This is a genomic window from Salinifilum ghardaiensis (genome assembly GCF_054491345.1).
On the sequence record NZ_CM137101.1, the window covers coordinates 1,672,876 to 1,699,694 of the forward strand.

Genomic DNA, 26,819 nt, shown 5'->3' on the forward strand with positions numbered 1-26,819 from the left:
ATGGCCGGAGGACGCCTCAGTTCTGGCTCGCCGGCGTGGGCCACGGTCGGTCCCTCGCGGGTGCTCTCAATCGACGCGGAGTCCGTGGGCGGCGGCGAAGGCCAGGGCGTTCACCGTGTCGATCCGGGCTCCGCGAAGGTTCGCTTGGACCAGGGCATCGGCGTCGATCCTGACGTCGCGCAGGTCCGCTTCGTCCAGGCGGGCGCTCAGCAGCCGAGCTCCGGTGAAGTCGGCTTCGCGCAGGTCGCATCTGCGGAGATCGCAATCGCTGAGGTTCGCCTCGCGGAACCGGATGCCCCGCAGATCCATCCCGCGCAGATCCGCCCGCCCCATGCCGACCAGCGTCAGGTCCGTCTCGCGCAGCTTCCATGCCCGTAACCGGCAGTCGATGAACTCCGACCCCAGCAGGCTACACCCATCCAGAGTGGACTTCCCGAACACTGTACGCTCGAACGTGCAGGACCGGAACGCGGTGACGGCGTGGTGGGAGCCGTTGAGATCAGTCCCGACGAACACGCAGTCGGTGAACACGCAGCTGCGGGTGCGCAGGCCGGTCAGGTCGGCGTCGGTGAAGTCGCAACGCTCGAACTTCCGCCCGGTCCACTCCTGGTCCGTCAGCACCACGTCCTGAAAGTCCTCACCAACCGCGCTCGTCATCCCCCCAGGATGGCACGGCAGGCCGACAAGCCGGAGGTGGACCGTTTCCGCTTTGGCAGAGAACCGAGAGTAGTGATTGAGCGTCCGCCACGCTGGGAACGGGTCCAGCCCTGTTGGAGTTCGCTGAATCAGATCTGGGCCGCAAGTACCCGGCGGTACATACGGGAGGCCGCCCGGAGCCCAAGGTTGAGTGCCCGGGGGAGCGATCTCCCCGGGGTATCCAACCCTGTCACCAGGGGTCTGGTGTGCCGGTGTCGAATCCGGCGTGGAGTTCGCCGAGGTGGCGGATCGACTCTTCGGCGGTGGCGGGGTCGGGTGCTGTGCTTCCGTGGGCGGTGGCCTCGAGGTCGGCGCGCCAGTCGTGGGGGTGGCGTCCTTCGCGGCAGTCCGAGGCAGATTCGCCGAGGTAGCTGGCCACGCGGCCGCGGAAGCCGGGCAGGTGCCGGCCGTAGTACTCCGCGGCGAATCCCGGGGTGGCGTTGCTGCTGCGGTGGTTGGCGTAGTACAGCCACACCTGCACGGCCAGGTCGATAGCGAGTCCGGGGTGTTGACGCCAGCAGGCGGGCACGATCTCCGCCCGAGCTGTGGCCAGGGCGTGGTTGTAGGTGGCGACCCAATCGTCGATGAGCCCGGCCAGGGCGTCCTGCTCAGCCGGGGTCAACAGCGACCAGTTCCACGGCGGCCGGTGCTGCCGCTGCTCGTCCTTGCCCGGTGGTTGCAGCAGCTGGATCAGGTCCTCGAGGGTGCTGGTCAACGGAGAGGTCACAGGGCATCTCCAGAGCTGGTGGTAGGCAGTCCGTGCTGGTCGGCGGCCGCGGCGGCGCGCGCTCGCGCCCGGGACCGTGGCCGGGCTTCGGCCGCGGTAGTGGTCACGGCGCGTTCCTCGGCACTGATGCGGCGGTGCAGACACCGCTGCTCGAACACCGCGGGGGTGTAGGCCAGAAACGGCGCCAGCCCGCGAGCCAGGACGACGGATTCGCCGTCCTGGAGTTCTTGCTGGTCGGCGATCGTGAGCGCGTCCTGGTGCTCGACGTGCTCGGAGTCGCCGTAGCGTTCGCCCCGAGTCGGGGTCACCACCGGGGTGTCGCCGGCCCGGTCGCGGATGTCGCTGGCGCTGCCGCCGTCGTAGCCTCCGATGATGCTCACCCCGGCGGAATCCCGCAGCGCAGCGGCATCGTGCTGCCCGAACAGGGCGTCTTGGCCTGGTACTCCTGTAGCTGCTCTGAGGGGCAAAGTGGTGCGTTTCTGCAGTTCAGCGGGTCGTTGCTCCAGCGATCACAAACATGGTCACGAGTCCCATGACTGTCGACAGCAAGGTCCTCACCAGCAACGACGTCGTACTTTGCACTCTGGGGCACGTTCAGGAGCACCAGGCCGACATGTCAGCGTGAACCGGAAGACTCAGCGTAGGCGTCCCAGACTCCTGTCGGGGCGGTCGCTCGGGCGTACTCGGCGAAGTCGCGGGGCGGCCGGCCGAGCACGCGTTCGACGGTGTCGGTCACCGCGGCCCGGCGGCCGTCAAAGACCTCGGTCAGCAGGCCAGCCAGTTGCGTCGCGTACTCAGCAGGCACGCCTCGCCCGGTCAGCGAGGAGACGAACTGCTCGGGCGTGATCGGCAGATAGCGAACCTCCCTGCCGGCCGTTGTCGCGATCTCGCCGACGGCATCGGCGAAAGTGAGCAGGCGTGGTCCGGTCACTTCATGGATCCGGCCGGTATGGCCGTTCTCGGTCAGCGCCGCCACAGCGACATCCGCGATGTCCTCGGCATCGGTGAACGGTTCGGCGACGTCGCCGGCGGGAAGCGTGACCACGCCGGCTCGGACCAGTTCCACGAGGAAGGCCTCGCTGAAGTTCTGTGTGATGAATCCCGTCCGCACGATCGTCCGCTCTGTGCCCGAGTCCTGGATAGCCTGCTCGCAGCGTGTGGCCTCGGCGGCACCGCGGTCGGCGAGTAGGACAAGGTGGCGGACACCGCAAGCTGCCGCCAGGTCGGCGAAGGAACCCACGGCCTGAGCCGCGCCGGGGAATCCCGCATCGGGGTAGAAGGCGATGTAGGCGGCGTCCACGCCCCGCAGCGACGGTTCCCACGTAGTGTCTGTAGATCGACTCGATGTTCGCTGCGTCTGTCACGTGGGCCGGTCTGATGTCCACTCTCGCCTCCGTGGTCCCTTGCGGGTCGTGTGCTCACCGACCAGTGGATCACCATGTACGGCAACGGCCTCGGGGCGATCGTCTACTCCATCGCGGTCGGCCACTGTCGGGTTCTCGACCTCCGGCTCATCGAACTGACGCGTTAGCGTTAGCCAGAGTCCTGTCTTGCAGCGGAATCGGCTACTGACTCCGGCGTGTCTCGGTTGCCAAGTTACGAAGAATGGTCAGCGCGTCCTGTGTGCGGTCGAGCGTCCGAGCCGGCGAGGGGAACCCGCCACCACCGAGGGCACCTGCCGGCCACCTGAGTGACGTGTCACCGCGCGGCGATACCGCCGGGCAGCACCCGGCGCCACCAGAGGGCGAGCAGTTCGACGACCATCACCGCGGCGAAGGTCAGCAGCAGCACGGTGGTGACGACGCCGAACTCCAGCACCCGCGAGGCGTTGAGCAGGTAGTAGCCGATGCCGCCAGCTCCGACGAGCCCGAGCAGCGTGGCCGAGCGGATGTTGGTGTCGAGCTGGTACAGCAGGTGGCCCACGACCGCCGGTGCGACCTGGGGCAGCGTTGCGGAGAAGAACACCTGCCACCCGCCCGCGCCGGTGGCGCGCAGCGCCTGCTCGACGCCCCGGTCGACCTCTTCCAGGGAGTCGGCCACCAGCTTGCCGAGCAGCCCGACCGAGCCGACGCCGAGCGCGCACGCGCCCGCGACGGGGCCGAGCCCGGTGACGACCACGAAGATGATGGCCAGCACCAGTTCGGGGATACCGCGGACCACCAGCACCACGCCGCGGAAGAGCCGGGCGGTGCCGGGGTTGGGGGCGACGTTCGCGGCTGCCAGCGCGCCGATCGGCACCGACAGCACGGCCCCGATCAGGGTCGCGGCCAGGGCGATCTGGATCGTCACCCACAGTTCGGCCAGCAGGGTCGGCAGCACCGCGCCCGTTTCGGGTGGCCAGAACTGCGCCAGGGTCGGCCAGAGTTCGCGGAATCCGCGTGCGAACTGTTCCGGGGTCAGTCCCAACCCCCGGACCGAGGCCGCGATGACCGCGGCCGTGATGATCCAGTAGGAGAACTTGCGCAGCCGCGCGGGTGTCCACGGATGGCTGATCCGCGCCGTGCGCGCCGTGGCACGCAGGCCGGACGCGGTGCGCCCGCCCAGCGGGGCCGACGCGGACGCGGTGCTCGGGGAGCGGCGGAAGCGCCTCGCGGCGAAATCGAGCGCGCGGTTGCGCGACCGTTCACCGCCGGTGTTCATCAACCGCCTGCGGATCGACCCGGAGAGCAGCTCCATGAGCACGCACAGCGCGAACACCACCAGCGCCAGGGCGATTCCGCGCTGGTAGTCCAGTGTGCGCAGTGCGTTGGCGATCTCCTGGCCCAGCCCGGCCACGCCGACGAAGCCGAGCACCACCGACACCCGCAGGTTGATGTCCAGCCGGTGCAGCGATGTGGCCACGAACGAGGGCAGGACCTGCGGGAGCACCCCGCCGAGCAGTTCCTGCAGGCGGGAGCCGCCAGCGGCCCGGATGGCCGTGCGGGGACCTTCGTCGATCTGCTCGATCGCGTCGGCGTAGAGCTTGCCGACCATGCCGATCGAGTGCAGGCCCATCGCGAGCACCCCGGTCAGACCGCCGAAGCCGAAGATCCGGAAGAACAGGATCGCCAGCACCACGTCCGGAACCGCCCGCGAGGCCACGATGAGCGCGCGCGCACCGTGCCTGCCGAGCGCGTGCGGGGTGGTGTTGCTCGCCCCGAGCACGGCGATCGGCGCGCTCAGCAGAGCCGCCAGCAGCGTCGCGCAGATCACGATCGCCAGCGTCGTGCCGATCGAGGTCAACAGTTGCCCGGCAGGCGGGAAGTCCAGCGGCAGCGTCCGCGACAGGAAGTCGGCTGCGTTGCCGAAGCTGTCGATGACGGTGGCTGCGTTGAGGCGCAGGTCGACGAGCGTCCACACCGCCGTCAGCACCAGCGCGAGCGCGACGAGCAGGGCGAGGCCGCCACCGGGGCTCGGACGCGGAAGGGTGCGCCGGTCGCCGGCGGCCGGTGTCGCCGCCGAGGTGCGAGTCATCTCCGCTGTGGGCACCGCGACTCACCCGACCGCCGTCAGCTGCTGCTTCTCGGAGCTGCCCGCGGTGTAGACCGCCATCGCCGACTCCTGGCTGAGGCCGGCGACCGGGGTGTCCAGCACCACGCCGCCGGCGCGCAGTCCCACGACCCGCTCGCCCCAGCTCATGGCCAGTTCCAGCTGGTGCAGGCTGCACACCACGGTCAGCCGGTCCTGCCGGCTGATCTCCGCGAGCAGGCTCATCACCTGTTCCGACGAGTCCGGGTCCAGGGAGGCGACCGGCTCGTCGGCGAGCAGGACGTCCGGTCGCTGCAGCAGCGCGCGGGCGATGGCGGCCCGCTGCTGCTGCCCGCCGGAGAGCGTGTCGGCCCGTTGCAGGGCCTGCTCGGCCAGCCCGACGCGGTCGAGCTGGTCCATCGCGTCGTGCCGGACGCTCCTGGGGTACGTGGCCAGCCCCAGGCGCGGACCCCGCAGGCCGCCCACCGCCCCGGTGCACACGTTCTCCAGCACGGTCAGCGCCCCGGCGAGGTGGAACTGCTGGAACACGAACCCGATCCGGCGGCGCAGCTGCCGCAGCGCCCGCCCGCGCACCCGGCCGAGGTCGCTGCCCAGCACGGTGACCGTGCCCGCGGTGGGGCGCTGCAGCCCGTCGATGTGGCGCAGCAGCGTGGACTTGCCCGATCCGGACTGTCCCAGCAGGACGGTGAACTCGCCGGCGGTCACCTGCAGCGAGACGTCGTCGAGGGCTGCGGTCGTGCCGTCGAAACACTTGCTCACGCCATCGAAGTCCACGACGGTCTCGCCGTGCTCTACTCGCATTGCTCGTTCCTCGTGGTTTCGCAGACGCGGCGGATGCTGTCGTACTTGGCGTCGGTCACCTCGGTGAATCCCCAGCCGCCGGTGTCACCGACCCGGCACTTCCCGCTGCAGTAGCCGTGGTCGCGCAGGTAGTCGCTGTTGGCCTTGGTGCGCAGCGCCCGGGTGATGGACTCGCGCAGCTCGGGGCTGAGGTCGGTGGAGACCGCAGCCGGGTCGCCCGGGATGACCTCGGAACGCCACACGGTTTTGAGCTGGCCGGGGCGGAGCTCGCCCTGCTGGATCAGCTGGCGGTCGACCATGGTGTCGAAGGCGAACCCGGCCGCGCACTGCCCGCTCGCCACGCCCAGCGCTGCGGCGTCGTGACCACCGGCCATGATCGGCCGGACGCCGGTCTTCGGGTTCACGCCGGCCTCGATGAGCCCGGACGTGGGGTAGAGGTAGCCGGAGGTGGAGGTGGGGTCGACGAAGCAGACCTTCTTGCCGCGGAAGTCGGCCAACGAGTCGATCCCGGTGTCCGGCCGGGTGATGCCGTAGGACCGGTAGCCGGGCTCCTTGCCCTTCTGCTCGGTCTGGGCGGCGACCGCCTCGGCATCGACTCCCTTCTTGCGGGCCAGCATGTAGGAGAACGGGCCGTACTTGGCGATGTCGATCTTGCCGGCGCGCTGGCCCTCGATGATGGCCGCGTAGTCGGTGGCCTGCTGGAAGCGGACCTTCTTGCCGGTTTCCTCCTCCAGCATCTTGATCACGGGAGCGTAGTCCTGCTGCAGGTTCGCCGAGTCCTCCGAAGGCACCGCGGCGAAAACGAGCTCGTCGGGGGAGCCTCCGCCCCGGTCAGCGGCGCTGGGGCCGCAGGCCGACAGCAGCAGCGCGAACGCGGCCACCGCGGCGGCGAGGCCCGCGGTACGTCTGTTCCTGGTGAGCATGACGGGCGCAACTCTCCTTCAGGGCGAGTCCGTCCGATCAGGACCGGACGAGTTCGGGGAGTTCACGGACGGATTCGAGGACGTGGGTGGCACCGGCGTCGACGAGGGCGCGGCGGTCGTGCGCCCCGGTGAGCACGCCGGCCGCGACTCCCGCGCCGGCGCGCAGTCCGGTGAGGACGTCGTAGCTGGTGTCGCCGACCACGGCGACCCGGCGCACGTCGTCGACGCCCAGCCGCAGCAGGGCGGTGAGGACCATGTCCGGGTACGGCCGCCCGCGGCCGGCGTGTTCCGGGGTGAGCGCGAGGTCGGGGAGTTCTCCCCACCCGAGGGCATCGAGGAGCCGCTGCTGGGTCGTCGCGGCGAAGCCGGTGGTCAGCGCCACCTGCACGCCGGAGCTGCGCAGCTGCTCAACGGCTTCGGCCGCGCCGTCGATGCCGGCGCAGCGCCCGCCGGAGACCAGCTCTCCGTAGGTGTTCTCGAACGCGCGGTTGGCCCGCTGCGCCCGGTCCTCCTCGCCGTCGAGCAGTGCGCGGAAAACGGTGATCTTGGACTCGCCCATCGTGCGGCGGACGTGGTCCAGCATGCGGGGGTAGGCCTCGTCGGACTCGGTGACGCCGACCTCGGCGATGGCTGCGGTGAAGGCCTGCTCCACCAGTCCGCCGTCGGCCACGGTCGTGCCGGCCATGTCCAGCACGGCCAGTCGGATGTCGGGTTTCACGAGCGCTCCTCCCAACCGATCTCGCGGGCGGTGTCCTCGGCGATGGCGGGCGAGCCGGTCATGCCCCGCCCGCCCGGTCCGGTGACCAGCCACACCCCGGGCAGGACCTGCTCGCGGTGCACGACGGTCGCTGAATCCGTGCACTGGGCGTAGACGCCCGCCCACCGGCGCACGACGCGCGGCAGCGGTCGGTCGAGCAGCTCCTCGACCCGCCCGCGCAGGTGCTCGTACGGGGCCTCGTGCACGTCGAAGGGGAACGGTTCGGCGTAACCGTGGGTGTCGCCGATCGTCAGCCCGCCGTCGGCGCGCTGCACCATCAGCAGTTGCATCCCGTTGTCCCCGGCCACCGGGGGCTGGGGCTCGTCGCGGTTGAGCGCGTCCAGCGCACTGCCCCGGTAGGCCGGGTAGTAGCGCAGGCTGTCGGCATCGGCCACGGAGGTCGGCAGCGACTCGCCCAGGGGCTCGGTCTGCATCATCTGCAGCCGCACGCGGCGCACCGGCGCTTCGGGGGCCAGCTCGCGCACCAGCCCGCCGAGCGCGGCCCCCGTGCACAGGACGACGGCGTCGGCGCCGTGGCGCTCGCCGGTGTCGTCGCGGACCTCCCCCTCGGCGACCTCCCGGACCTCGCGGCCGGGCAGCCAGGTGTAGCGCCCGGTCGCGGTCAGGTGTTCCCGGATCGCCGGTTGCGCAGTGCGCGGTTCCACCGCGGCGTCCTGCTCGCACCACAGCGCCCCGCGCATCCGTCCGCGGAGGGCGGGGTTGAGTTCCCGCACCTCGTTCGGGGAGAGCAGTTTCGTGCCGCGTTCGGCGGTCTCGGGCTGCGCGAGCAGTTCCTCGGCCACAGCCAGCTCCGCTTCCGTGCGCAGCACGGTGAGCGAACCGTTCGCGCGAAAGCCCAGTCCCGGGACCTCCTGCGCCAGGCGCTCCCACGAGCGCCGCGCGCGCAGCGCGGTCCGCAGGTCCTCGCCCGCGGCGCGGCCGCTGACCCAGACCAGGCCGAAGTTGCGGACCGAGGCGCCGCGGGCCTCGGTCTCCCGTTCCAGGTGCACCACGTCGTGACCGCTGCTGAGGGCTTTCCAGGCGTGCATGGTGCCGAGCACGCCGCCGCCCACTACCACTGTTCGCACGACGTTCACGGTCACCGAACCGAGGGAATGTGCTGTTCCCCCGAGATCAACTCGCGGTGAACAAGGCCGGAACAGTGGACTAGACAGGTTATCGAGACGTTATCTGGTGGGAGGCGGAAGAGGTCGACGCGTCGTGCGCGGCGCAGCGGGGCGGCCCTCGTCCGCGTCGGCGGGCCGCGCCAGCTCGGGGGTGTCGCGTGCGCGTCTTGACGGCACGTCGAAGCAGGAGCATGATTTATTCATATAGTGAAATCAAAATTTCGTATTGCGGAAGCACCCGGCGGTGCTGATCCGTGGCGCCCCGATCCGTGCCATCCCTGGAGGAGCTCCCATGCCGCGCATGACCGCTGCCGAAGCTGCCGTCGAAGTTCTGCGACGCGAGGGGGTGGCCGAAGCGTTCGGCGTCCCCGGTGCGGCGATCAACCCGTTCTACGCCGCCCTGCGCACCAGCGGGGAGATCAACCACACGCTCGCCCGCCACGTCGAGGGCGCATCGCACATGGCCGAGGGCTACACGCGGACCGGCCAGGACAACATCGGCGTGTGCATCGGCACCTCGGGGCCGGCGGGCACGGACATGATCACCGGTCTGTACTCGGCCTCGGCGGACTCCATCCCGATCCTGTGCGTCACCGGCCAGGCGCCGGTCGCGCGTCTGCACAAAGAGGACTTCCAGGCGGTGAACATCGCCGACATCGCCGAGCCGGTCACGAAGATGGCCATGACGGTCCTCGAACCCGCGCAGGTGCCGGGTGCTTTCCAGCAGGCGTTCCACCTCATGCGCTCCGGCCGTCCCGGCCCGGTGCTCATCGACCTGCCGCTCGACGTGCAGCAGGCCGAGATCGAGTTCGATCCGGACACCTACGAGCCCCTGCCCGTGCACAAACCCGCGGCGACCAGGGCGCAGATCGACAAGGCGCTGGAGATGCTCTCCGCCGCCGAGCGCCCGCTGCTCGTGGCCGGGGGAGGGGTCATCAACGCCGGCGCGGCCGAGCTGCTCGTCGAGTTCGCGGAACTGACCGACGTCCCCGTGGTCCCGACGCTGATGGGCTGGGGCTCCATCCCCGACGACCACCCGCTCATGGCGGGCATGGTCGGCCTGCAGACAGCGCACCGCTACGGCAACGCGACGCTGCTCGAGTCCGATTTCGTGCTGGGCATCGGCAACCGCTGGGCGAACCGCCACACCGGTGGGCTGGAGACCTACATCCAGGACCGCACCTTCGTCCACGTGGACATCGAACCCACGCAGATCGGCCGGGTCTTCACCCCCGACTACGGGATCGTCTCCGACGCGAAACCAGCGCTGGAACTCTTCACCGAGGCCGCCCGCGAGCGGCGGACCGCCGGGAAGTTCCCGGACCGCTCCGAATGGGTTTCGGCGTGCCAGACGCGCAAGCGGACGATGCAGCGACGCACCCACTTCGACGACGTCCCGATGAAGCCCCAGCGCGTCTACGAGGAGATGAACCGAGCTTTCGGTCCGGAGACCCGGTACGTGAGCACCATCGGTCTCTCGCAGATCGCCGGTGGCCAGTTCCTGCACGTCTACCGTCCGCGGCACTGGATCAACTGCGGCCAGGCCGGCCCGCTCGGCTGGACCGTGCCCGCTGCCCTGGGCGTGCGCGTGGCGGATCCGGACGCGAACGTGGTCGCCCTCTCCGGCGACTACGACTTCCAGTTCATGCTCGAAGAGCTCGCCGCGGGGGCGCAGTTCAACCTGCCCTACGTCCACGTCGTGGTGAACAACTCGTACCTCGGCTTGATCCGCCAGGCCCAGCGCGGTTTCGACATGGACTACTGCGTGCAGCTCTCCTTCGACAACGTCAACGCCCCCGGGATCGGCGGGTACGGGGTGGACCACGTCAAGGTGGCCGAGGGGCTGGGGTGCAAGGCCCTCCGGGTGCACGAGCCCGATGACCTGCCGCTGGCTTTCGACGAGGCCCGGAAGTTGGCAGCCGAACACCAGCTCCCGGTGGTCGTCGAGGTGGTCCTCGAGCGCGTCACGAACATCTCGATGGGCACCAACATCGACAACATCTCCGAGTTCGAGGAGGTCGCCGCGGGTGCGGCTGACGCTCCCACCGCCACCCTCCCGCTGGAGTGATCCGCGCCGAGCATGTGCGTGCTCCATTCGAGCTAATCATGCGCAAAACGCCGCGCCGTCCGCGCCCGTTCCCGATACTGGACGCTCCGCGCAACAGTGGTTGTCTCTCGTGGAGGGAGAGATCGGGCGGTGACGACACCGTCCCCGGAGGATGCTGCGGCTCGGCGCAGCACCGCCGCCGGCGATGACACGACGCGGCACCTCGCGGCCGCTGTCCACGTCGATGAGGACTTCGCCGACGAGGTGCTCGAGGAGTGCCTGTCCGAGAGGCGACGAGCAGTGCCGCCCTCGCCGGGCGTCGAGCCGGCGACGGTGCTGAGCGAGGCGGTGAGCGCACGACGCCGGCGAGTCCTCCGCGACTCGCTCGTGCTCGGGTCGTTCCTGGTGCTGTGGTTCCCGGGCACCGCGCCGTGGTTGGCCGCGACCACGGTCGGGTACCTGCTGCACTCCTGGCTCCGCAGCAGGGCGCGCCTCGGTCTGCTTCCTCGTGCCGGCCGCGGCCGGTTTCGTCCCGACGGTGCGCCACTTCTCCCGGGTGGACCGGGGCGCGGCGGAGACCGGTGCGGACACGTCCCGGACCGCAGCGCCGTCCGAATAGCGCGGGAGCGCGAAGGGCCGTCCGGTGAACGAGCCGCCCCCGAGTGCCAGCCCCGAGCAGTGGGAACAGCAGGAACTACCCCGGGGCGCGTGTCCGGCCGACAGGGGAGGCCCAAGGACCGAGGTGGGCGCAACGGCGCGGACAAGCATCGCTGCTCTGGTAACCGCGCTGGCGGCCCGTGGCTGCCCGGCTCAGACGGGTCCACCTCCGTTGTTCCTGCCTGCACGATGAGCGAGCTGCGTACCACAATGGTGGCGTACCATCGTGGGAGGAGGAACGGCATGAGCATGATGGACAAGCTGAAGGGCTTCCTCGGCAAGAGCCCGGACAAGGCCAAGCAGGGGATCGACAAGGCCGCGTCGTTCGCCGACCAGAAGACCGGCGGCAAGTACAGCGACAAGATCAACCAATTCAGCGAGAAGGCGCACGGTTACGTGGACGCCCAGGGCGAGCAAAGCGGGGAGCAGCAGGGCAGCGAGCAGCAGGACGGATCGACCGGATCCGGGGGCGGTGAGCAGCAGGACGGATCGACCGGATCCGGGGGCGGTGAGCGGCGCCAGTAGGCGTAGTTCTCAGTTCCCGCGCGGGTTGGCTGTGACGGGCTCGAGGCCCTCGAACCACTGCCGGAGGTCATCACGGTGCCTCTCGTTTCCTGGTACGACTCCGGTGGAACCCGTGCCCGGCTGGCCGAGCACGAGTTGACCGGCGAGATTCGTCGCCGAGGGCGGGACGGCACCGCTCCAGGCCAGCCAGCGCTGGCACGCCGCACGCACGGATGCCCGGCACCAGGCCCGGCCGCCGTGAACTCTGGAGCCCGGCGGTGACACCACGCCGCGACGAGCTCGGCACCGGCCGCACCGTTGTCTGCACCACCCCTCGCCGGCCGACACGGACATCCCGCCGGGTGACTCAGGGCGTTTCGGGGTGGAACGGGGTGTCGCGGTAGACGAGTGCGTCGCCGACGGCGCGCTCCGCACTGCCGCTCGGCTGGTTGACCAGGCCTCTGTCCGTGGACATGCTCGTGGATCCACCGCCGTCCAGGTTCACGGCGTCGGTCAGCCCGAGCGCGTGCGCCACCGCGGCGGTCTCGTCCATCGTGGTGCCCACGCTGGTGGTCTGCCTGCCGTCGATGGTGACCAGCTTGATCGTGCCGTCGGCGGTGGTGCCCCCGAGGGTGCGCGGGTTGCGCGCGAACAAGCCGCCGTCCTCGCCGTCGGGGACGACGATCTCGCCGCCCTCGACGAGGCGGTAGCGCCCGGTCACGCCGAACAGGCTCCGGCGCAGCGGAACCGTGTCGCCGTCCTGGTCGGTCAGCGAAGAGTGCCTGGTGAAGCAGCCCTGCTCCGCTGCCGCCCGCAGCTTCGCCGCGTTGGCGCCGGTGGCCTGCAGGGAGGTTTCACCCTCGGCCAGGGCGGTGCCACGTGCGGGCAGGGTGCGCTGGGGGCAGCCACGGTGGTCGAGGACGACCTCGATGCCCCTGCCCTCCGGTGTGCTGCTGCTGAACTCGGGGGTGAACAGCACGAGGTCACCAGGCTTGTCGCAGGACCCCCCGCAGTCCTCGGGGACCGCAGGCGGATGGTTGATGTGATCCGGGGTGAGGCGCTGACCGGTGTGCCGGTTGCGGACGACGCCGGACCACTCGAGCCTGCCCATGAGGACCTCGCCGCTGGCGCTGTCGACGAGGAAGTTCGCCTCGGCCGGACTTCCGGTGGGTTCGCTCAACAGGTGTCCGGAGTGGACGCCGAGCCCGACGGGGTCGCCGGGGTAGCGGCGGTCGTCGGTGAACGTGAAGAACGACGCGTTGACGCCGGCCAGCGCACCGCTGGACCCGACCAGCTCGGTGGTCTTCTCCGTCTGGCCGAGGTCGGGGCCGTACGTCGCCCGCAAGTGCCCGCGCGCGGCCCGGGGATCGATGCTCAACACGTGCACGCGCCAGGGGCCCCGGCTCGTCGTGCCGATCTCCTCGGGAGCCGCCGGTTCGCTGCCGCGGACGATCTCGGTGAGGGTGACCCCGGTCGTCAGGGTCTTGGTGGTGCGGGACTCCGCGAGGTCGGGATCGCCGAGCGGCAGCGGTGCGGGCGCTGCCGCGCTGGGAGGTGTGAGCGTCGCTGTCAGGACGGTCAGCAGGAACACGATCCCGTAGTGCGTGCGCCAAGAGCGCACGGGCCGCGGGCCGAGCGATGTCGTAGTCACAGCGGCGATCATCCAAGGCGTCGGGAACATCGCGGCCAGTTTTCGACGTCGGCGAGTCGACGAACGACTTACCCACGCCCGCGTCCGGGCGCATGCGCGCAGCGCGGCGGGGCCGTTCGAGGGCGGATCACTCCGCGATGCCGAGGGGCGGAATCCGGTGGCCGGGTTGGTCGACGAGGCCGCGCCGGCCACGGGAGGTCATGACCAGCGCCGGCGCCCGCTTCGAAGCCGGACAGATCGTCGAACGACCCGACGAGCCCGCTCCCCGCAGCTGCTTGGACAAGCTTGATCCGCAGGTATTGACAACTGCTCCCCGCCGCTGGCGAACGGTCGGGTGTTCTGCAGCGTGCAGGTGCTGCTGCGGATCTACGCCGAGTGCCTCGCCGGGCAGGAGGAGGCCGCGCTCGCGGTGGCGGAGTTCCTCGCGGAGGGCTGGCGGGAGCGGCCCCGGCAGATCTTTGCCGTGCATTTGCCGTGAACACCCCGCGGGCGCGGCCTCATCTCGTCCCGACTCGGCAGGCCAGTCGCATCACACCCGGCTGGCGGCGGCTTGGCACCCGATCATCGGTACGCCACTGGTGATCACCTGCGGTGTGCTGGCCGGCGAGGTGATCTCATGAGCCGCCACCGCACCGACCGCACCGCCGAGCTCAAACTCGTGGCCAACGCACTGGCTCCGTACTACCGCCGCGCCACCCAGCACATCGTCGACGTCGAGCAGTGGCTCGCCGCAAACGAGCACCGCCACGTCGACGACGTGCTGTACGTGGTCTGGGACCGCACTGACGCCGCCGTACTCGCCCACGTCCGTCCCGACGTGGAGGTGCGCGTGGCTGCCTCTCTCGTGGGCTGGGCCCGTCGGCGTGCCGATGACGTTGCCGACCCCGGCGACATCCCCGGTCAAGGCACCACCAGCACCGACTGAGACGGGTAGAAGGGCTGGCCGCAGTTGTTGGCCAGTCGCGCAAAAGCAGGCGGTGATCCACTCGCAGCCGGTCCGGGTGTTCCTCGCTGGAGGGGGTTGTCCCGGCTACCCGTCCAATCGCCGCTCTGCGAAGCTCTCAGCGACGAACGTGCGTGGCGTTCGCGCAGCCGCATGCGGCCGCAGCGGCGTGGTTTCGCTGCACTAGAGGGAGTCGCCGAGGACTGCGAAACCGCGCCTCGCGGTTCCACTGAGCGCCCACGACGGCTGCATGCAGGCTTCGTCGCGTCGTCACTGCGCCGGCGGCGACGGCCACCGGACCGTGATGACGGTCGAGTCCTCCTCGGCCTCCCAGCGGTGCTCGGCTCCCGGGCCCCAGACGAGGTAATCACCTTCGGATGTCAGCAGGGCGCTGTCGTCGGCGAGGTCGATGCGGAACCGTCCGTGGATGAGGATGACGAGGGTGGTGCGGGCGTAGTCCGGGGCCCACTGGTCGCGCGTTTGCCCGGCCGGGTGCACACCCCACTTGACCTCGACGTCCTTCGTGTTCCGCACATCATCGGCGGGTTCGATGAAGTGGCCGAGGAGCCAGCCGCGGTAGTCCGCACCGTCCTCGGCGGCGTTGCCGGTGTGCCAGCGTGGCATCAGTGGACCTCCCACTCGGTCGACGGCGCGCGTCTTTCGCGAGCCCATCTTCCACCGCTGCGAACGTCGCTCCCGTGCTGATCGCGGACTGCGATCGGGAGGTGCGCTGTGAGCGGCGAGGACATGTCCGAGCCGAAGCCGAGGCAAGCCGGTGCGGGTAGTGGGCCGCCGGGATCGGTGGCGTTATCCGTGAGCACAGACTTGCAAGCGGGCAGACGCAGGGTCCGGTCGCCGCAGCGGTCGGGGTGACGCAGCAGCGCTTGAGCCAGATCGAGAAGGGAAGAAGCAGGTCTCGCACGAGCCGCGGCGCAAGCCAGCCAGGCTCTCAGCATTCCGCCGGAGACCCCGGGGCTCGCCCAGCGCGGGCCGGGGGTGCCCCGCGGCGGAGATGCGGATGCCGAAGTCGCGGCGAGCCGGGGACGGTGGCGTGCGCAGCGGAACTGGCTGAATGCCTACCGCCCCGAGCTGGCGGAACTGGCGGTGCAGTTGTCCCCGGAGGAGTACCGGGTGCCGCGGACACCGCTGATCGCCCGGCCTGACTGGTTCCGCGGCGAGCCGGTGGACCTGCGGTCGCTGTCGCTGGAGCTGGACGAGCAACCGCAGAACAACGCGGTCACGGGCGAGGAGGAGGCCACAGCTCCCACATCCCCTCTGCGCACGGCAGGAACGCGCTACGACTCCTACACCGCGGCGATCAAGCACCTGGACCCGCCGAGGCTGTTCGAATCCCGGCCCAGCTATCGGCTGTTGGACGCTTCATTCGCGGACCGTTCGTTGCGCCTCGGCTTGGTCGCCTACTTCGACAAGCTCGACGTGTCCGAGGCGCTGGGGCATGAGATGGCGCTGACCTGCATGGATGCTCCGGGTGGCGTGCCCGAGTCACCGAAGGAGCTGGCGGGCAAGTTGCCGTTCCGGGACGCCATCGGGGACCCGCTCGATCCGGAGCAGCGCGCGATCACCCCGGCCATCACGACGCTTGCGATCCGGCTGCGCCGGTATCCGCAGCCACCGACGTTCCTCCTGCACTGGCGCGACCCCGCGAAGGTCGCCACCGCTGCGGGGATCTACGACGTCGTTCCCGCTGGTGAGTTCCAACCGTCGAGCGTGGCTCTGCGGGACCGGCGGAACGACTTCGACATCTGGCGCAACGCGGTTCGGAGTACTCCGAGGAACTGCTCGGGACGCCCGAGCACGACGGCACCCGGACCGATCGACTACGAGCACTGGGATCTCACCAGGCCTTGGAGCAAGCTCAGTCGGAGGGAGCGGTCACGCCGCTCCTGCTGGGGATCGAGGGTGGATGCGCTGAGTCTGGCCGCGACGCTCCTCGTGGTCGTGGTCATCGACGACGACGTGTTCGGCGAAACCGTGCAGTACAACGACGAAGGCGGGATCGTCGGCCTCGGAGATGTCCGGGCCGCTGACGGTGTTCCGTTCACCGTCGAGTCGGTCGATCGGCTCCTGGAGAGCGAACCACTGGCGTCTCCGGGGGCGGCTTGCCCCTCGCTGGCGTGGCAGCATCGGGAGCACGTGCCGGGGTGCTGGTGGAGGGAACATGGGCATGGCGCCAGAGCGCGAACTGAGCGGCGACGAACAGGAATGGCTCCGCGTCAGGGACGCGCTCCGCGAGCGCCGCTACGAGCTGTCCTTCTCCGCGGCGGAGGACTACCCGGACACACCGAAGTTGGCCGGCCAGCCGTTGTTGTCGACCTCTGCGTGGGCACTGGAGCGCCCGCTGTCGTTGGAGAACGTCGAGCTCGCCTTCGACCCCGGTGCGGGGTTCTCCGGGATCAGCGGCACCGAGCCGGCGGCCTCCTCCGCTCTGCCTCGACGGCAGGACGGCACGCGCTACGAGCGCTATTCCGAGGTCGTCGGAGAGCTCGCTGCACCGCGGGTCTTCGAGGACCGGCCCACTTACCGCTTGGTGGAGGCGGAGCTGTCCGCGGCCACCGGCCGCTTGGTGTTCGGCCGTGGCACGTACTTCGACGGCACCGACACCGGTGAGGCCTGTGCGCACGAATACGTGGCGCAGGGCGTGGGTCCGCTGCGAAGGGCGATCGGGGACCCGTGCGTTCCGAGTCGACGCCCGGTGAACCTCGCCATCTCCACTCTGACCATCCGCCACGACCGCGCCACTGGCGAGGCCACGTTCTGGTTGCACTGGCGCGACCCGGCCAAGGTCGGCCACGCCGGCGGCCTGTTCCAAGTGCTACCGGTGGGCATCTTCCAGCCCTCGGGTGCGGCGCGGTGGAACGAGTCCAACGATTTCTCGCTGTGGCGCAACGTGGTCCGGGAGTTCGCCGAGGAATTCCGCGGCGTCGACGAGGACCACGGCAGCGAGACCGCGCCGATCGACTACGATGCCTGGCCGTTCGCACGCACCCTCAACGAAGGATTCGGCTCCGGAACGGTGCGGGCGTACTGCCTCGGCCTCGGCGTGGATCCGCTGACGCTGGCCACGGACCTGCTCACGGCCGTCGTCTTCGATGCACCGCTGTTCGACCAGCTCTTCGGCGATCTCGTCACCGACAACGAAGAGGGACACGTCCTCCCACCACGCCCCTTCGACTCAACGACGATCGAGCACTTCGCCCGGCACCAGCCGATGCAGGCCGCCGGTGCTGCGCTGCTCGGCCTGGCCGGCACGCACCGCTCCGCACTGCTCGCCTGACATCGCGACGGATACAACTGCGGGTTGCACGACCCGCAGTTGTTCGTGCTTCGCCCGGTGGTTGTTGGGCAGTTCTTGGTGTCGCGAAGAAGCCACCTGAAGGGGCAACGGTGACACCGAGGGAACGTCGAGCCACAAGTCCTCGCCCGCGCCGTGGCGGTTCAAGTGCTCTTCGGGGGCGGTGGCGCCTCCACCGGGGAGGCGAACGAGGGCGCGCTCCTTGTCCTGCACCGGCAGAAGTCCCTCGGCAGCGAGGAGGTGGAGCGCCTCCGCGACGGTGTTCTGCGCGGCTTCGAACGTGGCGGCCAGCTCTCGGGCGGAGGGCAGCTTGCTTCCAACGGTGCAGCCCTCGGCGCCGCGGTGACATCACGCTGCCGCCGCTGCAGTGGGACGCCGAGGCGGGGGAGTGGGTCGAACCCGAGGGCGCCTGGGTGAACTCCTGCTGTCGGGCTCGGCTCCGGGGACCGGGTCCCGGTGGTCGAGTACGGGACCGCAGGCAGCTCAAGCACCGAGGGCAAGGGGATACGCGTCCGGTGCCGTGCCCCCGCCGCTGGTGCGGATCCTGCGCGAACACCTCAGGACCTTTCGCCCGCTGGGCAGCGGGCGGGTGTTCTACAGCATGCGTCGGACCGAGCTGTCGCAGAGCACGTACGTGCACACCTGGGACCGGGCCCCTCGGGCGGTGCTCACCGCCGAGGAGGTCGACTCGCCCTTGGCGAAGCGGCCCTACGACTTGCGGCACGCGGCGGTGTCGGGGTGGCTGTCGGCTGGGGTGCCGGCGACGCAGGTGGCGGAGTGGGCCGGGCACAGCGTGCAGGTGCTGCTGCAGACCTACGCCGAGTGCCTCGCCGGGCAGGAGGGGGCAGCCCGCTCCCGCATCGCGGATGTCTTGGGTGGTGCATGATCCGGTTGGTTGAGTGGTCCAGACCTGAGAACTCTTGCAAGAGGTGGTGGACGTGATGCGTGTTCCCACGGTTCGAGGTGCTGTCCGTGCTTGGCTGGTGGGGTTTGTTGTGGCGTTGGTTACGCAGGGGGTGTTCAGGCGCCGATTCGGGGAAGGCACTGAGTGGGGATTCAACGGCGGTTGGCAACGCGAGATCGCTGTGTGGAACTTGGGAACGCTGGTCACCGCGATCGGGCTCACGAGTTCTGGCGCGGAAGCGGAGCGGGCCCAGGCCCGGGGGTTCGCGGTCTTGTCGACACTATTCGGGGTCAACCACCTGGCCGCCGCCCTGCGATCGCCCCGAAGCACCAATAACTGGGCTGGTGCGTTGCTGAACGCCGCGGGAGTGACGGTCGGCATGATGGCGTTGCGGCACGATCGTTCAGGTGGGTCCCGTGAGGAGGCACGCGAGTACCCTTAACTCGCAGCTTGGGAAGGCAGACTGGGCTGCAAGCTCATCTACGCTGCGCCGGGCAGGAGGAGGCCGCTCGCTCGCGGGTGGCGGAGTTCCTCGGGGAGGGCTGACGGGAGCGGCCCCGGCGGATCTTTGCCGTGTATTTGCCGTGAACACCCGCACACACCCGCCCGCGGCCGGGTAGACGCAGCACGCCCCCTCGCCGTATTTTGCCTGGTGAGGGGGCGCTGACCGTGGGTGCCCACGGTGCGATTCGAACGCACACTGTACGGATTTTGAGTCCGCTGCCTCTGCCATTTGGGCTACGTGGGCTGGCTCTGCTTCTATCGTACGACATCCGTGATCATCTCCGCCGAGCGGGGGCGATCCGGACGCGCGGTGTCGCCCGGGCGTGATCGATGTCGTCACGGTCACGTGCACGGTCCGGGTCAACGCCGGGGCAGGCACGGTAAGCTGCGGTTTCCGGTGCTAGAAACACATCGGGAAGCCCCGAGACCGACCAGGAGGAATCCGGTGACGACGCCGGCTGCCGACCAGCCACAGGAGGCCCAGGCCACGCAACGTCGCGTCCTCGTCGCCGAGGACGAGGCGTTGATCAGGCTTGATCTGGTGGAGATGCTCCGGGAGGAAGGCTACGAGGTCGTCGGTGAGGTCGGGGATGGCCAAGAAGCGGTCCGGCAGGCCGAGGAGCTGCGCCCCGATCTGGTGATCCTCGACGTGAAGATGCCGAAGATGGACGGCATCGAGGCGGCGTCCAACATCGCGGGGGAGCGGATCGCCCCGGTGGTGATCCTCACGGCGTTCAGCCAGCGCGACCTGGTCGAGCGCGCCCGCGACGCGGGTGCGATGGCCTACCTGGTCAAGCCGTTCGCCAAGCGCGACCTGGTGCCGGCCATCGAACTGGCCGTCTCCCGGTTCACCGAGGTCCAGGCGCTGGAATCGGAGGTCGCCGACCTCAACGAGCGGCTGGAAGCGCGCAAGACGATCGAGCGGGCCAAGGGGCTGCTCATGACGAACCACGACATGAGCGAGCCGGAATCGTTCCGCTGGCTGCAGCGCACGGCCATGGACCGGCGCACCACGATGAAGGAGGTCGCCCAGGCGGTGCTGGACAACCTGCCGCAGGAGTGACCACCGCGGGCGTCGCGAACGCCCGCGGGCCGCGCCGGCGCTGCCGTGGAGCACGGCGCCGCGCGCGGCCGCCGGGGCGCCGGCGCGGTGGCCGTCACGCGGGTGGGGCGTCGCGGAGGAGGCACGTCAGCCGCGCCGTGCAGGTGCGGCGGTCGTTCTCGTCGACGATCTCGATCTCGTAGGTCGCCGTGCGTCGCCCGCGGTGCACCGGGGTGGCCACGCCGGTGACCTTCCCCTCCGTGGCCGCGCGGTGGTGGGTGCAGGACAGCTCCAGCCCGACGGCGATCCGGTCGTTGCCGGCGTGCAGGGCCGCCGCGATCGATCCGAGGGATTCCGCGAGCGCCGCGTTGGCCCCGCCGTGCAGCAGGCCGTACGGCTGGCGGTTCCCCGCCACGGGCATGGTTCCCACCACACGTTCGGGTGACCACTCGGTGAGCGTGATGCCCAGGCGGTCGCTCAGCTGCTCCTCAGCGGAGGCCAGCACCCGGTTGAGCGAGTCCTCTTCGCTGGGCATGACTTCCTCCGAGGTCGTATCGGCCACTGTGGCTCCTCCTTCGTACCTGTTCACGCACCGTCGGACGTTCAGCCTAGACTCACCGCGTGATGGACTCCGCGCAGCGACGTCTCTTGCTCATCGACGGCCACTCGATGGCCTACCGCGCGTTCTACGCCCTGCCGAGGGAGAACTTCCAGACGGCGACGGGCCAGCACACGAACGCCGTGTACGGCTTCACGTCGATGCTGATCAACCTTCTTCGCGATGAACAACCTACACATCTCGCCGTGGCCTTCGACGTCTCCCGGCAGACGTTCCGCAGCGAGGCCTTCCCGGAGTACAAGGCCAACCGCAGCGAGACCCCGGAGGAGTTCCGCGGGCAGGTCAGCCTCATCCAGGAGATCCTCGGCGCGCTGAACGTCCCGGTGCTCAGCGTGGAGGGCTACGAGGCCGACGACGTGATCGCCACGCTGGCCGCGCAGGCCCGGCAGCGGGACTTCGCCGTGTCGATCTGCACCGGCGACCGCGACGCGCTGCAGCTGGTCAACAGCGCCGTCACCGTGCTCTACCCCACGAGGGGCGTGTCGGAGCTCACGCGGTTCACGCCGGAAGCGGTGGAGGAGAAGTACGGTCTCACGCCCGAGCAGTACCCGGACTTCGCCGCCATCCGGGGCGACCCCTCGGACAACCTGCCCAAGATCGACGGTGTGGGGGAGAAGACGGCGACCAAGTGGATCCGCCAGTTCGGCTCGCTGGGGGAGCTGGTCGACCGCGCCGACGAGGTCAAGGGCAAGGCCGGTGCCGCGCTGCGCGACCACATCTCGCAGGTGCTGACCAACCGCCGGCTCACCGAGCTGGTCCGCGACGTCCCGCTGGACGCGGAGCCGGAGCAGCTCGAGATGCAGCAGTGGGACCGGGACGCGGTGCACCGGGTGTTCGACGACCTGGAGTTCCGGGTGCTGCGCGACCGGTTGTTCGCGTCGCTGTCCACCGCCGAGCCCGAGGTGGAGTCGGGGTTCGGCGTCTCCGGCGGCGCGCTGCAGCCGGGCGCGCTGGCCGACTGGCTGACCCGCAACGCCCCCGCGGGCAGTCGCCTCGGCCTGGCCTGCGCCGGCCGGTGGAGCAGCCACGGCGGTGACCTGCAGAGCATCGCGCTGTCCACCGCTGACGGCACGGGCGTGTATATCGACGTCGCGGAGCTGACCGAGGACGACGACGCGGCGTTGGCCCGGTGGTTGGCCGACCCCGAGGTGTTCAAGGCCGGTCACGACGTGAAGGGGCCGCTGCACGCGATCCGCCACCGCGGATGGAGCGTCGCCGGCCTGAGCAGCGACACGGCCCTGGCGGCCTACCTGGTGCGGCCGGGGCAGCGCTCCTTCGCGCTGCCCGACCTCGTGGTGCGCTACCTGCAGCGGGAACTGCGCTCGGACGACTCCGGCGGGGACGGGCAGATGTCGCTGCTGGAGGACGCCTCCGCCGAGCGCGAGCGGATCGCCGACGGCGAGATCGTGCGGGCGCGGGCTATCGCCGAGCTGGCGGACACTTTGGACGCCGAGCTCGACCGGATGGAGTCCCGCGGGCTGCTCACCGATCTCGAGCTTCCGCTGCTGCAGGTCCTCGGGGAACTGGAGGAGGCCGGCATCGCGGTGGACACCGCGCAGCTGGACGAGCTCAGCGGCGACTTCGCCGCGCGGGTGAAGCAGGCCGAGCAGGACGCGCACCGGGTGCTCGACGAGGCCGGTGCCGAGGTGGGCGCGGTCAACCTCGGTTCGCCCAAGCAGCTGCAGACGGTGCTGTTCGACAAGCTGGGCATGCCGAAGACGAAGCGCACCAAGACCGGCTACACCACCGACGCCGAGGCGCTGCAGACGCTGTACGAGAAGACCGAGCACCCGTTCCTGCAGCACCTGCTGGAACACCGCGACGCCGCGCGGCTGAAGACCACTGTGGACGGGCTGATCAAGGAGATCGCCGATGACGGCCGGATCCACACCACGCTGAACCAGACGATCGCCGCCACCGGTCGGCTGTCCTCGACCGAGCCGAACCTGCAGAACATCCCGATCCGCACGGAGGAGGGGCGGCGCATCCGCGAGGCCTTCGTCGTCGGCGGGGGCTACGCGGAGCTGATGACCGCCGACTACAGCCAGATCGAGATGCGGATCATGGCCCACCTCTCCGGTGACAGCGGGCTGATCGAGGCCTTCCGGTCCGGTGAGGACCTGCACAACTTCGTGGCCTCGCAGGCCTTCGGCGTGCCGATGGAGGAGGTGGAGCACGAGCTGCGCCGCCGCGTCAAGGCGATGTCCTACGGGCTTGCCTACGGGTTGTCGGCCTACGGGCTGAGCCAGCAGCTGCGCATCTCCGCGGAGGAGGCGCGCGAGCACATGGACGCCTACTTCGCGCGGTTCGGCCGGGTGCGGGACTACCTGGAGGAGGTGGTCGACCGGGCGCGCAAGGACGGTTACACCTCGACGATCCTCGGGCGGCGCCGGTACTTGCCCGACCTGCTCAGCGACAACCGCCAGCGGCGGGAGATGGCCGAGCGCATGGCGCTGAACGCGCCCATCCAGGGCAGTGCCGCCGACATCATCAAGGTGGCGATGCTCGAGGTGCACCGCGCCCTGGGCGAGGGCGGTTTCCGCTCGCGGATGCTGCTGCAGGTGCACGACGAGCTCATCATCGAGCTCGCCGAGGGCGAGCGGGAGGACGTCGAGCGGCTCGTGCGGGAGAAGATGGCCGCGGCCCACGAGCTGGACGTGCCGCTGGAGGTCTCCGTCGGCGTGGGGCGTTCCTGGGACAGCGCCGCGCACTGAGCGGTTCCGGCGACAACGGTTCCGGGCGGGGCCCGGAACTGCGGACCGCCTGATCCGGTGCGGACGACGCCGGATAGCCTGCCCGGGCGACCCGCGGAGGAGGAGCATGATCAGTATCGACAGAGTGGACCATCTGGTCCTCACCGTCGCGGATGTCGATCGGGCGATCGAGTTCTACGAGCGGATGCTCGGGATGACGCCGGTGAGCTTCCCCGAGGGCCGGCGCGGCGTGAGCTTCGGTGAGCAGACCATCAAGCTGCACGCGGCCAACGAGTTGGTGGCGCCGACGGCGACGCATCCCGTGCCGGGCTCGGCGAACCTGTGCTTCATCACCACCAACGCCCTCAGCGAGGTGCAGGAGCACCTGCGCAACAACGACGTGCGCATCGAGGAGGGGCCGGTCAGCCGCATCGGCGCGCGCGGTGTCATCACGTCGTTGTACGTGCGCGACCCGGACGGGAACCTGCTCGAGATCGCCCGCTACGACGAGCCGGCGGAGTGAGCGCCCCGCGCTCCTGCGGAGAGCACGGCCCGCGCGGGCCGTCGGCGGCCGTGGTCCCGGACGAACGACTGCACGTCGTCCGGGGCCACGGCCGGTTTCGTCCCGCCGGGCGCTGTTCCGCGGGGCGTGCGGCCCGGGCGCAGGCGGTTCCGCGCGGATCCCGCGCGTTCAGCTGCGCGTGCCGGGCGGGGCCCGTGCGCGCCCGCGAGCCCGCCCGGTGCTGCCGCCTCACAGGGCCAGCTCGGGTTTGAGCCGCTGGGGGCTCCACACCCGCTGCCGCCAGGCGGCGACGGTGCTCAGCAGCAGCCCGGCGACGAGGTACCCGCCGAGCACGAGTGCGGCGGTGCCCGCTTCTCCCAGCACCCCGCCGTAGATCAGCTGCCGCAGCGCGTCGACGACGTAGCCCAGCGGCAGCACCGCGTGCAGCGGGTGCAGCACCTCCGGCGTGGTCTGCCACGGGAAGGTCCCGCCCGCGGTGACCAGCTGCAGCACGAGGACCACCAGCGCGATGAACTTGCCCTTGGGGCCGAAGGCGGCGTTGAGCGCGTGCACCACCGCGGTGAACGCGAACGAGGTCAGCAGCAGGAAGCCGAGCGTCCACCAGGGGTGTGCGGGGGTGACCCCGATCCCGTGGGCCACGACGACGTACAGCAGCACCGCCTGCACCACGCCGACGACCGCCGCCGGCAGCCAGCCGCCGAGCGCGACCCGCCAGGCGGGGGTGCCCGCGGCGAGGGCGCGCTGCGACAGCGGGCGCATCAGCAGGAACAGCACGAACCCGCCGATCCACAGCGCCAGCCCGAGGAAGTAGGGCGCGAGCCCGGCCCCGTAGGTGCCCGCCTCGGTCTGCGCCGCTTCGTCGATGCCGACCGGGTCGCCGATCGTGTCCGCCGTGGCGGTTCGGGTCCGCGCGTCGGGGTTGGGGATGTCGTCGACGCCGGAGCGCAGTTGCGAGGCGAGCTCGTCGGATCCGTCGACGAGGCGGTCGGAACCGGCGTCCAGCTGACCGGCGCCGCTGTGGAGCTGGTCCGCGCCGGAGGCGAGCTCCCGCGTTCCGGACAGCGCCTCGTGCTGTCCCCGCTGCAGTTCCTGCGCCCCGTCGGCGAGCCGTCCCGCTCCTCGGTGGGCCTGCTGGATGGCGCTGGTCATCTGCGGGGCGGCCTCGGCGAGGGCCTGGTTGCCGTCGGCGACCTGCCGGGAGCCGTCGGCGAGCGCGCGGACCCGGGAGACCTGCTGCTGCACCTCGTCGTTGGCGTTGGACACGGGGTTGTCGTCGAGGTCGGCGATGATGCGCTGGACCTGCTCCTCGTCCACGCCGGCCTCGCGCAGCGTCTCGGCCGTGCGCTGCTGCACCTCGTCGGTGTGCGCGGCGAGCTGCTGCGACGCGGAGCCGAGCTCCTCGGCGCGCGCGGCGAGCTCCTCGTTCCCCTCGGCGACCTTCTCCGACCCCTCGGCGAGCTGCTGGGTCTGCTGCGGCAGCGAGGAGGTGCGCTCGGCCAGCTGTCCGAGGCCGGTGTGCAGCTCGGCGCTGCCGTCGGCGAGCTGGTCGGCGCCGCCGGCGAGCTGCTGCTGCCCGTCGAGCAGTTCGTGCGCACCGCTGGAGAGCTCCCCGGAGCCCTGGCGCGCCTGGTCGATGCCGTCGTCGAGCTGGTGGGCGCCGTCGGCGAGCTGCCCCGCGCCGCCGGCGGCCTGGGCGGTCTTGTCGTGCACGGTGCCGAAGCCCATGAGCAGCTGCTCGGCGGCCTCGCTGCCCGCGTCGGTGGCGACGGCGCGCTGCACCTGGGAGGCGACGCGATCGGCGATGGTGCCGACGAGGTAGTTGTTGGCGTCGTTGGTGATCACGCCGAGCTGGGCCCGGCGCGGTTCGAAATCGCCGGGGGAGAGCAGCGCCGCGGAGAAGTCGTGCGGCACGACGAGGGCGAACGAGTAGTCGCCGTGCGCGACGCCGTTGCGCGCCCGCTGCTCGGTGGTCTTCTCCCAGCTGAACGCGTCGGAGGAGGTCAGCTCGTCGTAGACCTTCTGCCCGGCTTGCAGTCGGCTGCCGTCGTCGCGCTGCGCGCCGGCGTCGTTGATGACGACGGCGGCGGGCACGCCGTCCAGGCGCCCGTACGGGTCCCAGTTGGCGTAGATGTACAGCGCGCCGTACAGCAGGGGGACGAGCGTGACCGCCACGAGGGCGAGTGTGGGCAGCTTGCCCGAGGTCAGCCGTCGCAGCTCGGTCGCGGCGATGCGCAGCGTGCTCATTCGGTACCTTCCCCGGTTTCCGAAGTGGACGGTGTGGTGGTGCGGTTGTCGGTGCCGAGGAACGCGGTGGGGGCAGCGAGCTTCTCCGCGGAGTGCGGGGCGCACAGCACCGCGACGGTCAGCCCGCGCCCGGCCATCTCGCGGGCGAGCGCGTACCAGCGCTCGGGCGGGCCGCCGTGCCGGTCGGGCGCGTCGAAGAGGAGCGCCCGGGTCCGGCGCCCGGCGCGGGCGAGCTCGGCGAGCAGTCGCGTGCGGTGCGCGCCGGGCAGGTTCTCGAAGCGCTCCTCGGCGTGCCCGTGCAGATCGTGCTCGGCGAGCCAGGCGCGGACGGCCCGGCGCCCGGACCTGCGGCCGGCGAGGCTGAGGCCTTCGGCGGTTACCTGCCGGACGGGCACCGCCTCCTCGGGCGCGGTGATCCCGGGGGCGTCCACGACGTCCACCCGGCGGCGCAGGGCGCGGGCGTCGAGCGCCCCGTCTAGGCGCACGGTTCCCCGGGCGGGTTTGATCCGCCCGGACAGCGCCAGGGCGAGTGCGGTGCGCGCGGTGGCGGAGTCCCCCGCGATCAGCAGCGGCTCCCCCTCCTGGACGCGCAGCGAGGTGGGGGCGAGCAGCGGGCCGTGCGCCCCGACGACCCCGACCCCCTCCGCGACGATTTCCACGCCGGCTCCTTCCCCGG

24 protein-coding genes, 1 tRNA gene and 1 pseudogene are annotated in these 26,819 nt (G+C 70.6%); 10 read left to right on the plus strand and 16 right to left on the minus strand.

The genetic code is table 11. The features are described from left to right. Positions 1-66: 66 nt before the first annotated feature. From ACVGV0_RS07595 to ACVGV0_RS07635, 9 genes are all read right to left on the minus strand, one after another. On the minus strand, positions 67-657 hold the full coding sequence (locus ACVGV0_RS07595; RefSeq protein WP_459159151.1) for a pentapeptide repeat-containing protein: 591 nt from the start codon (positions 655-657) through the stop codon (positions 67-69). A 229-nt stretch (positions 658-886) separates the two neighbouring features. Then, positions 887-1,423, minus strand: coding sequence for a hypothetical protein (locus ACVGV0_RS07600; protein WP_459159152.1), 537 nt, complete (start codon positions 1,421-1,423; stop codon positions 887-889). Continuing rightward, on the minus strand, positions 1,420-1,803 hold the full coding sequence (locus tag ACVGV0_RS07605; RefSeq protein ID WP_459159153.1) for a hypothetical protein: 384 nt from the start codon (positions 1,801-1,803) through the stop codon (positions 1,420-1,422). The genes ACVGV0_RS07600 and ACVGV0_RS07605 overlap by 4 nt, the downstream gene beginning before the upstream one ends. 236 nt (positions 1,804-2,039) lie before the next feature. Further along, a complete protein-coding gene (locus ACVGV0_RS07610; RefSeq protein WP_459159154.1) occupies positions 2,040-2,723 on the minus strand; it encodes an NmrA family NAD(P)-binding protein in 684 nt (227 codons plus the stop codon). 398 nt (positions 2,724-3,121) lie between these two features. Further along, positions 3,122-4,876 carry a phosphonate ABC transporter, permease protein PhnE gene (gene phnE / locus ACVGV0_RS07615; protein ID WP_459159155.1) on the minus strand — a complete coding sequence of 585 codons (1,755 nt, stop codon included), beginning with the start codon at positions 4,874-4,876 and terminating at the stop codon, positions 3,122-3,124. Between the two features lie 21 nt (positions 4,877-4,897). Next, a complete protein-coding gene (phnC, locus tag ACVGV0_RS07620) occupies positions 4,898-5,692 on the minus strand; it encodes a phosphonate ABC transporter ATP-binding protein (RefSeq protein WP_459159156.1) in 795 nt (264 codons plus the stop codon). Further along, positions 5,683-6,615, minus strand: a complete 933-nt coding sequence (locus tag ACVGV0_RS07625) for a phosphate/phosphite/phosphonate ABC transporter substrate-binding protein (RefSeq protein WP_459159157.1) — start codon at positions 6,613-6,615, stop codon at positions 5,683-5,685. Before ACVGV0_RS07625 ends, phnC begins: the two co-directional genes overlap by 10 nt. Positions 6,616-6,652: 37 nt before the next feature. Beyond that, positions 6,653-7,333, minus strand: coding sequence for a phosphonatase-like hydrolase (locus ACVGV0_RS07630; RefSeq protein WP_459159158.1), 681 nt, complete (start codon positions 7,331-7,333; stop codon positions 6,653-6,655). After that, positions 7,330-8,460, minus strand: a complete 1,131-nt coding sequence (locus tag ACVGV0_RS07635; RefSeq protein ID WP_459159159.1) for a TIGR03364 family FAD-dependent oxidoreductase — start codon at positions 8,458-8,460, stop codon at positions 7,330-7,332. Before ACVGV0_RS07635 ends, ACVGV0_RS07630 begins: the two co-directional genes overlap by 4 nt. A 331-nt stretch (positions 8,461-8,791) precedes the next feature. Between ACVGV0_RS07635 and gcl the strand changes: the two genes are divergently transcribed. Next, entirely contained in the window at positions 8,792-10,567 is a 1,776-nt protein-coding gene (gene gcl / locus ACVGV0_RS07640; protein ID WP_459159160.1) for a glyoxylate carboligase, read from the plus strand. 879 nt (positions 10,568-11,446) lie between these two features. Continuing rightward, positions 11,447-11,728, plus strand: coding sequence for an antitoxin (locus ACVGV0_RS07645; protein WP_459159161.1), 282 nt, complete (start codon positions 11,447-11,449; stop codon positions 11,726-11,728). Positions 11,729-12,074: 346 nt separating this feature from the next. Here the strand turns inward: ACVGV0_RS07645 and ACVGV0_RS07650 are convergent, their stop codons facing one another. Then, entirely contained in the window at positions 12,075-13,358 is a 1,284-nt protein-coding gene (locus ACVGV0_RS07650) for a phosphodiester glycosidase family protein (RefSeq protein ID WP_459159162.1), read from the minus strand. Positions 13,359-13,704: 346 nt separating this feature from the next. On the opposite strand from ACVGV0_RS07650, the gene ACVGV0_RS07655 reads away from it, so the two are divergent. Together ACVGV0_RS07655 and ACVGV0_RS07660 are read left to right on the plus strand one after the other, a co-directional pair. After that, a complete protein-coding gene (locus ACVGV0_RS07655) occupies positions 13,705-13,836 on the plus strand; it encodes a hypothetical protein (protein ID WP_459159163.1) in 132 nt (43 codons plus the stop codon). Between the two features lie 138 nt (positions 13,837-13,974). Next, on the plus strand, positions 13,975-14,283 hold the full coding sequence (locus ACVGV0_RS07660) for a hypothetical protein (RefSeq protein ID WP_459159164.1): 309 nt from the start codon (positions 13,975-13,977) through the stop codon (positions 14,281-14,283). Between the two features lie 288 nt (positions 14,284-14,571). Here ACVGV0_RS07660 and ACVGV0_RS07665 read toward each other — a convergent pair whose 3' ends face one another. Continuing rightward, a complete protein-coding gene (locus ACVGV0_RS07665; RefSeq protein ID WP_459159165.1) occupies positions 14,572-14,925 on the minus strand; it encodes a signal peptidase I in 354 nt (117 codons plus the stop codon). Between the two features lie 185 nt (positions 14,926-15,110). Here ACVGV0_RS07665 and ACVGV0_RS07670 point away from each other — a divergent pair, with 185 nt between their 5' ends. Both ACVGV0_RS07670 and ACVGV0_RS07675 read left to right on the plus strand, forming a co-directional pair. Next, positions 15,111-15,464, plus strand: coding sequence for a helix-turn-helix domain-containing protein (locus ACVGV0_RS07670; protein WP_459159950.1), 354 nt, complete (start codon positions 15,111-15,113; stop codon positions 15,462-15,464). A gap of 1,016 nt (positions 15,465-16,480) precedes the next feature. Then, the gene (locus ACVGV0_RS07675; protein ID WP_459159166.1) at positions 16,481-17,596 is read left to right on the plus strand and encodes a helix-turn-helix domain-containing protein; all 1,116 of its coding nucleotides are present in this window, start codon (positions 16,481-16,483) and stop codon (positions 17,594-17,596) included. Here the strand turns inward: ACVGV0_RS07675 and ACVGV0_RS07680 are convergent. Beyond that, positions 17,495-17,926 (minus strand): annotated as a pseudogene (locus ACVGV0_RS07680) (GntR family transcriptional regulator); the annotation flags it as partial. The gene ACVGV0_RS07675 and the pseudogene ACVGV0_RS07680 overlap by 102 nt on opposite strands. A gap of 289 nt (positions 17,927-18,215) precedes the next feature. Here ACVGV0_RS07680 and ACVGV0_RS07685 point away from each other — a divergent pair. Continuing rightward, on the plus strand, positions 18,216-18,500 hold the full coding sequence (locus ACVGV0_RS07685) for a hypothetical protein (RefSeq protein WP_459159167.1): 285 nt from the start codon (positions 18,216-18,218) through the stop codon (positions 18,498-18,500). A 692-nt stretch (positions 18,501-19,192) separates the two neighbouring features. Here the strand turns inward: ACVGV0_RS07685 and ACVGV0_RS07690 are convergent. Further along, positions 19,193-19,266 (minus strand) — tRNA-Leu (locus tag ACVGV0_RS07690). Positions 19,267-19,467: 201 nt separating this feature from the next. Here ACVGV0_RS07690 and ACVGV0_RS07695 point away from each other — a divergent pair. Continuing rightward, a complete protein-coding gene (locus ACVGV0_RS07695; protein ID WP_459159168.1) occupies positions 19,468-20,085 on the plus strand; it encodes an ANTAR domain-containing response regulator in 618 nt (205 codons plus the stop codon). A 94-nt stretch (positions 20,086-20,179) separates the two neighbouring features. On the opposite strand, the gene ACVGV0_RS07700 is transcribed toward ACVGV0_RS07695, so the two are convergent. Then, positions 20,180-20,599, minus strand: a complete 420-nt coding sequence (locus ACVGV0_RS07700) for a PaaI family thioesterase (protein ID WP_459159951.1) — start codon at positions 20,597-20,599, stop codon at positions 20,180-20,182. A gap of 89 nt (positions 20,600-20,688) precedes the next feature. Here ACVGV0_RS07700 and polA point away from each other — a divergent pair, with 89 nt between their 5' ends. Continuing rightward, positions 20,689-23,397 (plus strand): DNA polymerase I, encoded by a 2,709-nt coding sequence (gene polA, locus ACVGV0_RS07705; RefSeq protein WP_459159952.1) that lies wholly within the window; start codon positions 20,689-20,691, stop codon positions 23,395-23,397. 106 nt (positions 23,398-23,503) lie between these two features. After that, complete coding sequence (locus ACVGV0_RS07710; protein ID WP_459159169.1) at positions 23,504-23,899, plus strand: VOC family protein; 396 nt, start codon at positions 23,504-23,506, stop codon at positions 23,897-23,899. 228 nt (positions 23,900-24,127) lie between these two features. Here the strand turns inward: ACVGV0_RS07710 and ACVGV0_RS07715 are convergent, their stop codons facing one another. Further along, complete coding sequence (locus ACVGV0_RS07715) at positions 24,128-26,143, minus strand: YhgE/Pip family protein (RefSeq protein ID WP_459159170.1); 2,016 nt, start codon at positions 26,141-26,143, stop codon at positions 24,128-24,130. Then, positions 26,140-26,802, minus strand: coding sequence for a hypothetical protein (locus tag ACVGV0_RS07720; RefSeq protein ID WP_459159171.1), 663 nt, complete (start codon positions 26,800-26,802; stop codon positions 26,140-26,142). Before ACVGV0_RS07720 ends, ACVGV0_RS07715 begins: the two co-directional genes overlap by 4 nt. Positions 26,803-26,819 lie beyond the last annotated feature (17 nt).

Coding starts and splice junctions, on each gene's coding strand:
- ACVGV0_RS07595 (WP_459159151.1), bottom strand. CDS start 657: ATGACGAGCGCGGTTGGTGAGGACTTTCAGGACGTGGTGCTGACGGAC.
- ACVGV0_RS07645 (WP_459159161.1), top strand. CDS start 11,447: ATGAGCATGATGGACAAGCTGAAGGGCTTCCTCGGCAAGAGCCCGGAC.
- ACVGV0_RS07625 (WP_459159157.1), bottom strand. CDS start 6,615: ATGCTCACCAGGAACAGACGTACCGCGGGCCTCGCCGCCGCGGTGGCC.
- ACVGV0_RS07675 (WP_459159166.1), top strand. CDS start 16,481: ATGGGCATGGCGCCAGAGCGCGAACTGAGCGGCGACGAACAGGAATGG.
- phnC (WP_459159156.1), bottom strand. CDS start 5,692: ATGCGAGTAGAGCACGGCGAGACCGTCGTGGACTTCGATGGCGTGAGC.
- ACVGV0_RS07685 (WP_459159167.1), top strand. CDS start 18,216: ATGCGTCGGACCGAGCTGTCGCAGAGCACGTACGTGCACACCTGGGAC.
- gcl (WP_459159160.1), top strand. CDS start 8,792: ATGCCGCGCATGACCGCTGCCGAAGCTGCCGTCGAAGTTCTGCGACGC.
- ACVGV0_RS07660 (WP_459159164.1), top strand. CDS start 13,975: ATGAGCCGCCACCGCACCGACCGCACCGCCGAGCTCAAACTCGTGGCC.
- ACVGV0_RS07715 (WP_459159170.1), bottom strand. CDS start 26,143: ATGAGCACGCTGCGCATCGCCGCGACCGAGCTGCGACGGCTGACCTCG.
- polA (WP_459159952.1), top strand. CDS start 20,689: ATGGACTCCGCGCAGCGACGTCTCTTGCTCATCGACGGCCACTCGATG.
- ACVGV0_RS07710 (WP_459159169.1), top strand. CDS start 23,504: ATGATCAGTATCGACAGAGTGGACCATCTGGTCCTCACCGTCGCGGAT.
- ACVGV0_RS07665 (WP_459159165.1), bottom strand. CDS start 14,925: ATGCCACGCTGGCACACCGGCAACGCCGCCGAGGACGGTGCGGACTAC.
- phnE (WP_459159155.1), bottom strand. CDS start 4,876: ATGACTCGCACCTCGGCGGCGACACCGGCCGCCGGCGACCGGCGCACC.
- ACVGV0_RS07700 (WP_459159951.1), bottom strand. CDS start 20,599: ATGCCCAGCGAAGAGGACTCGCTCAACCGGGTGCTGGCCTCCGCTGAG.